Here is a 4879-nt window from a genome sequence, read left to right on the forward strand (position 1 = left end):
GGTACACCTGACTGATTGAACGAAGTGCTTAACAAAATAAAGCTTAAGTCATGAAATTCAATGGGTCGATTAAACTTTTAAACTGAAGAGTTTGATCATGGCTCAGATTGAACGCTGGCGGCAGGCCTAACACATGCAAGTCGAGCGGTAACAGAGAGAAGCTTGCTTCTCTGCTGACGAGCGGCGGACGGGTGAGTAATACTTGGGAACTTGCCTTTAGGAGGGGGACAACCACGGGAAACTGTGGCTAATACCGCATAATGTCTACGGACCAAAGTAGGGGATCTTCGGACCTTACACCTAAAGATGGGCCCAAGCGAGATTAGCTAGTTGGTGGGGTAAAGGCTCACCAAGGCGACGATCTCTAGCTGTTCTGAGAGGATGATCAGCCACACTGGGACTGAGACACGGCCCAGACTCCTACGGGAGGCAGCAGTGGGGAATATTGCACAATGGGGGAAACCCTGATGCAGCCATGCCGCGTGTGTGAAGAAGGCCTTCGGGTTGTAAAGCACTTTCAGTGGTGAGGAAGGCCATACACTTAATACGTGTGTGGATTGACGTTAGCCACAGAAGAAGCACCGGCTAACTCCGTGCCAGCAGCCGCGGTAATACGGAGGGTGCGAGCGTTAATCGGAATTACTGGGCGTAAAGCGTACGTAGGCGGCTTGTTAAGCAAGATGTGAAAGCCCCGGGCTCAACCTGGGAATGGCATTTTGAACTGGCAAGCTCGAGTTCTGAAGAGGGTGGTAGAATTTCCTGTGTAGCGGTGAAATGCGTAGATATAGGAAGGAATACCGGTGGCGAAGGCGGCCACCTGGTCAGAAACTGACGCTGAGGTACGAAAGCGTGGGGAGCAAACAGGATTAGATACCCTGGTAGTCCACGCCGTAAACGATGTCAACTAGTTGTTCGTCTTATAAACAAGGTGAGTAACGCAGCTAACGCACTAAGTTGACCGCCTGGGGAGTACGGCCGCAAGGTTAAAACTCAAATGAATTGACGGGGGCCCGCACAAGCGGTGGAGCATGTGGTTTAATTCGATGCAACGCGAAGAACCTTACCATCCCTTGACATCCAGTGAACTTTCTAGAGATAGATTGGTGCCTTCGGGAACACTGAGACAGGTGCTGCATGGCTGTCGTCAGCTCGTGTTGTGAGATGTTGGGTTAAGTCCCGCAACGAGCGCAACCCTTATCCTCAGTTGCCAGCACATAATGGTGGGAACTCTGTGGAGACTGCCGGTGATAAACCGGAGGAAGGTGGGGACGACGTCAAGTCATCATGGCCCTTACGGGATGGGCTACACACGTGCTACAATGGCGCGTACAATGGGAAGCAAGCTAGCGATAGTAAGCGGATCTCAAAAAGCGCGTCGTAGTCCGGATCGGAGTCTGCAACTCGACTCCGTGAAGTCGGAATCGCTAGTAATCGTGGATCAGAATGCCACGGTGAATACGTTCCCGGGCCTTGTACACACCGCCCGTCACACCATGGGAGTGGGCTGCACCAGAAGTGGATAGTTTAACCTTCGGGAGAACGTTCACCACGGTGTGGTTCATGACTGGGGTGAAGTCGTAACAAGGTAGCCGTAGGGGAACCTGCGGCTGGATCACCTCCTTATGAAACAGCCTTGAAGAAGTTAAGTGCTCACACAGATTGCCTGGTTTGATAGATGTAACGGAAGAAACTGGGTCTGTAGCTCAGCTGGTTAGAGCGCACCCCTGATAAGGGTGAGGTCGGTAGTTCAAGTCTACTCAGACCCACCATTCGCGTTACACGCTCTTTAAAAATAAGGACAAGCTGATTGTAATAAAGTAATGAAATGCCACTCTACTTGAATCAACCATTTTGGTAGAGGCGTATCGAACTTGTGTACAGCATCGAGAACAGCCCATACGAACCGAGAGACACTTTCGGGTTGTATGGTTAAGTGACGAAGCGTAGACGGTGGATGCCTAGGCAGTTGGAGGCGATGAAGGACGTACTAACTTGCGATAAGCCATGATGAGGCAGTAAGAGCCGCTTGAGTCATGGATTTCCGAATGGGGCAACCCAGTGTGCTTGCACACTATCCTGCACTGAATTCATAGGTGTAGGAGGCGAACCCGGAGAACTGAAACATCTAAGTACCCGGAGGAAAAGAAATCAACCGAGATTTCCCTAGTAGCGGCGAGCGAACGGGAATTAGCCCTTAAGCAGTCATCGATTTAGTGGAATGAGTTGGAAAGCTCAACGATACAGGGTGATAGTCCCGTACACGACGAAGCGATGATTGTGAAAACGAGTAGGTCGGGACACGTGTTATCTTGACTGAATATGGGGGGACCATCCTCCAAGGCTAAATACTCCCAACTGACCGATAGTGAACCAGTACCGTGAGGGAAAGGCGAAAAGAACCCCGGCGAGGGGAGTGAAATAGAACCTGAAACCGTCTACGTACAAGCAGTAGGAGCCTTCTTCGGAGGGTGACTGCGTACCTTTTGTATAATGGGTCAGCGACTTATATTTTGTAGCAAGGTTAACCGTATAGGGGAGCCGTAGGGAAACCGAGTCTTAACTGGGCGCTTAGTTGCAAGGTATAGACCCGAAACCGGGCGATCTAGCCATGGGCAGGTTGAAGATTGAGTAACATCAATTGGAGGACCGAACTCACTAATGTTGAAAAATTAGGAGATGACCTGTGGCTCGGAGTGAAAGGCTAATCAAGCCCGGAGATAGCTGGTTCTCCCCGAAAGCTATTTAGGTAGCGCCTCGGACGAATACCACTGGGGGTAGAGCACTGTTTGGGCTAGGGGGTCATCCCGACTTACCAACCCCATGCAAACTCCGAATACCAGTGAGTACTATCCGGGAGACACACGGCGGGTGCTAACGTCCGTCGTGGAGAGGGAAACAACCCAGACCGCCAGCTAAGGTCCCGAAGTCATGGCTAAGTGGGAAACGATGTGGGAAGGCTCAGACAGCTAGGAGGTTGGCTTAGAAGCAGCCATCCTTTAAAGAAAGCGTAATAGCTCACTAGTCGAGTCGGCCTGCGCGGAAGATGTAACGGGGCTAAGCCATGCACCGAAGCTGCGGCAGCATACTTGTATGCTGGGTAGGGGAGCGTTCTGTAAGCCGTTGAAGGTGGATTGAGAAGTCTGCTGGAGGTATCAGAAGTGCGAATGCTGACATGAGTAACGATAATGGGGGTGAAAAACCCCCACGCCGGAAGACCAAGGTTTCCTATCCCATGCTAATCAGGGTAGGGTAAGTCGGCCCCTAAGGCGAGGCCGAGAGGCGTAGTCGATGGGAATCAGGTTAATATTCCTGAACCGACATGTACTGCGATGGGGGGACGGAGAAGGCTAGGCAAGCCGGGTGTTGGTTATCCCGGTGAAAGTATGTAGGTTGGCGGTTTAGGTAAATCCGGACTGCTAAGACTGAGATACGAGACGACGCTCTACGGAGCGGAAGTTGTTGATGCCCTGCTTCCAGGAAAAGCCTCTAAGCTTCAGGTACATGTTGACCGTACCCGAAACCGACACAGGTGGTCAGGTAGAGAATACTAAGGCGCTTGAGAGAACTCGGGTGAAGGAACTAGGCAAAATAGTACCGTAACTTCGGGAGAAGGTACGCCAGAGCTAGTGAACCCCTTGCGGGGGGAGCTGGAGCTGGCCGCAGTGACCAGGTGGCTGGGACTGTTTATTAAAAACACAGCACTGTGCTAACACGAAAGTGGACGTATACGGTGTGACACCTGCCCGGTGCCGGAAGGTTAATTGATGGGGTTAGCGTAAGCGAAGCTCTTGATCGAAGCCCCGGTAAACGGCGGCCGTAACTATAACGGTCCTAAGGTAGCGAAATTCCTTGTCGGGTAAGTTCCGACCTGCACGAATGGTGTAACCATGGCCACGCTGTCTCCACCCGAGACTCAGTGAAATTGAAATCGCCGTGAAGATGCGGTGTACCCGCGGCTAGACGGAAAGACCCCGTGAACCTTTACTACAGCTTGGCACTGAACATTGAACCTCCATGTGTAGGATAGGTGGGAGGCTTAGAAGCATTGGCGCTAGTTGATGTGGAGCCATCCTTGAAATACCACCCTTGTATGTTTGATGTTCTAACGTTGGTCCCTTATCGGGATTGCGGACAGTGCCTGGTGGGTAGTTTGACTGGGGCGGTCTCCTCCCAAAGCGTAACGGAGGAGCACGAAGGTTGGCTAAGTACGGTCGGACATCGTACGGTTAGTGTAATGGCACAAGCCAGCTTAACTGCGAGACAGACACGTCGAGCAGGTGCGAAAGCAGGTCATAGTGATCCGGTGGTTCTGAATGGAAGGGCCATCGCTCAACGGATAAAAGGTACTCCGGGGATAACAGGCTGATACCGCCCAAGAGTTCATATCGACGGCGGTGTTTGGCACCTCGATGTCGGCTCATCACATCCTGGGGCTGTAGTCGGTCCCAAGGGTATGGCTGTTCGCCATTTAAAGTGGTACGCGAGCTGGGTTTAGAACGTCGTGAGACAGTTCGGTCCCTATCTGCCGTGGGCGTTTGAGAGTTGAGAGGGGTTGCTCCTAGTACGAGAGGACCGGAGTGAACGAACCTCTGGTGTTCGGGTTGTCACGCCAGTGGCACTGCCCGGTAGCTATGTTCGGAATCGATAACCGCTGAAAGCATCTAAGCGGGAAGCGAGCCTCAAGATAAGCTCTCACTAGCACGTAAGTGCTCTGAAGGGTTGTTGAAGACGACGACGTTGATAGGCGGGGTGTGGAAGCGTAGTAATGCGTTGAGCTAACCCGTACTAATTGCCCGTGAGGCTTAACCATACAACACCGAAGGTGTTTAGGGTTGTCTCGAACACATGTTCGACCCTTTACCAAATGTAGCCCGTAGTT

At 52.0% G+C, this 4879-nt stretch carries 1 tRNA gene and 2 rRNA genes; all 3 read left to right on the top strand.

The features are described 5' to 3' along the window. Positions 1-79: 79 nt before the first annotated feature. Positions 80-1623 (top strand): 16S ribosomal RNA (locus CWI70_RS12375). Positions 1624-1692: 69 nt separating this feature from the next. After that, positions 1693-1769 (top strand) — tRNA-Ile (locus tag CWI70_RS12380). 158 nt (positions 1770-1927) lie between these two features. Continuing rightward, positions 1928-4810 (top strand): 23S ribosomal RNA (locus CWI70_RS12385). The 16S and 23S rRNA genes sit together here with 1 tRNA gene alongside, the layout of an rRNA operon. Positions 4811-4879 lie beyond the last annotated feature (69 nt).

It is taken from the genome of Pseudidiomarina homiensis (assembly GCF_003987225.1).
In the GTDB taxonomy this organism is placed as follows: domain Bacteria; phylum Pseudomonadota; class Gammaproteobacteria; order Enterobacterales; family Alteromonadaceae; genus Pseudidiomarina; species Pseudidiomarina homiensis.